Source organism: Nonomuraea sp. NPDC050404 (genome assembly GCF_040655495.1).
Classification (GTDB): domain Bacteria; phylum Actinomycetota; class Actinomycetes; order Streptosporangiales; family Streptosporangiaceae; genus Nonomuraea.
In genome coordinates this window covers 1-2,094 of record NZ_JBFAKB010000086.1, presented here as the reverse complement: position 1 = coordinate 2,094, position 2,094 = coordinate 1, and the positions used below count along the sequence as shown (strand labels likewise).

At 41.1% G+C, this 2,094-nt stretch carries 1 protein-coding gene; it reads right to left on the bottom strand.

The window, feature by feature from the left end:
- Positions 1 to 1,443: 1,443 nt before the first annotated feature.
- The coding region (locus AB0I81_RS63920) for a magnesium transporter CorA family protein (protein ID WP_360680667.1) at positions 1,444 to 2,094 on the bottom strand (651 nt) is incomplete at its 5' end.

Sequence of the window (2,094 nt, the reverse complement as noted above, 5' to 3'; positions counted from 1 at the left end):
TGGCAGCCCCGTTGGACGGCTCCGGCATCCCGGACGCGGTCACCCGAGGCTGCGGCGCCGGCAAGCCCTAACAACCCTTAAATGGAAAACCTATACTTTGTTTAACTTGTTTTTTTACAACTTAAAACAAGCTATTCAATTCAAAATCACTTTAAACCCACTTAAAAGCTCGTTTAAGCATTCTTAATGTTCCCTTTGAACAAATAGACAGTTTCGAATTAAAGTCGCTTAAATCGAGTTTTAGAGCGTTTTAAAATAGAATGATGAAAAACTAAAAAGTTTCAAACGCTGGTCGGCTTGTTTCGTAAAAAAAGAGTGCAATGCGCACTTACACATCACTCTAAAAACGAGTGATGTAATGGCTAAAAATCGTGTATCAGAAGTTGCTTATCGCAACAACAAAATTTCATGCTAGTAGCGTCTCTTAAATGAGTGAGTCTTTGTTTCAATTTGTGATACATTTTTCTGATCCATCAAGAACTTCCTCAAAGATAAAATGCCCCAGCGCTCATTCCTCAATCGCCCTTTGTCATTGATTTTGTAATAAGCATTGCGCCCTATTCGGTTACAATCCTCACAACAAAATAGCAAATATAAACCCATAAATACTGCTGTAAGCTATCACATTGTAATACAAAACACTTCGTTCTTGTATTACAATGTGGCTTGAAAAGGGGGAAGTTTCACTTTCCCCTTTTATCCCCTTTGGATTGTGTCGATTTGCTTTACGCAAACGCCACCTACCCATTTTATAAAAATAAAATGAGCAAAAGATCTTTCTTTTTGTCATACAAAAAGAAGAAAAAAAAGAGACGATTTTCTTCTTCCGAAATCGTCCCTCTTTTTTCTAAAACCATGGATGAACAAACAAAATACGAGAGATTTTTTATTCGTTCATCCACTAAAAATATGCGAACAGTATGGCTTCATTCAATCCTGTTCTTACAAGTCAAAAGCATCGAATCGTCCTTGGACGATTCAACAAAAAAAGTAGTTGTTTTTGGACGACTACTAAGTTCTAAACATTCATTACCCAAAATCAATTTGGTCTAACATCGTTTCTCGACTAGCTTGATCTAAACCGAGATAAGTTAAAGTCATTGCTTCGCTTGAATGGTTTAGTAAATGTATCACTAAACCAATATTATAATTTGACTGCGTATAAACACGATAAGCGCCTGTTTTACGCATGGTGTGTGTGCCTAGATAGTTGATACCTAATAGATCACCAACACGTGACAAGACCCGGGTTGACCCCAGAGCATAAGGCAGAAAATCCAGTAACGAACAAAAAACGTTCGCTACTGGATTTTTTGTCTTATGTGGCCGGGGTCAGGGTCGTCGGAGCGTATTTCAGAAGCCGAAGGGTGCTCAAAATAGCATAACTGCTCAACTATACACATTCCAAAAAAGTCCCCCACCCAGCAGCAAGTCACTCACCCATCACATCTTCCGCCAGAACTTCAGCATAATCAGCATCGCCACAATCAAGGCGACAGAAATCCCCAAAGTCAGCATCCAAGCATCTTGCATCCCGGCTAACGGGAGTTTCTTCACGTTCATCCCATAGAATCCGGTAATGATCGTTGGCACAGCCATGGTCAGTGACCAAATTGTCAAAAATTTCATTGTATCGTTCAGGTTGTTATTAGCAAGGCTGTTGAGGGTATGATCGATTCGGTCAACGACTTGGGTTTCAATCTCAAACATCCGTTGGACCTGTTCTCCTTCAATTTGCACGTCTTCGAATAAATCAATTTTATCTTGGTCAGCACCGACACCAAAATGGGTCTTTGGCAAACGATCGAGTTCACTGAGATTGGTTTGGACCGCGCTGGACAAAAAGGTCAACGTCTGTTGAAGATATGAAAGTGAAACCAAGTCACTGTTCTTCGTCTTCCGGTTCAACATTTTATCCAAATAGTTGCGTTTCTTGGTAATGGCGCGAGAAATTGGGATAAAACTGACAACAACTGTAAACAGTGTTTGCAGAATAAATGCATCGACGCTCTTAACCTCGGGATTATCCAATGCCGAGTGCGCAAGCTGCTGGACAACCCGCACGGCCTGGACCTCGGCGCCCTGGAGCCCCGG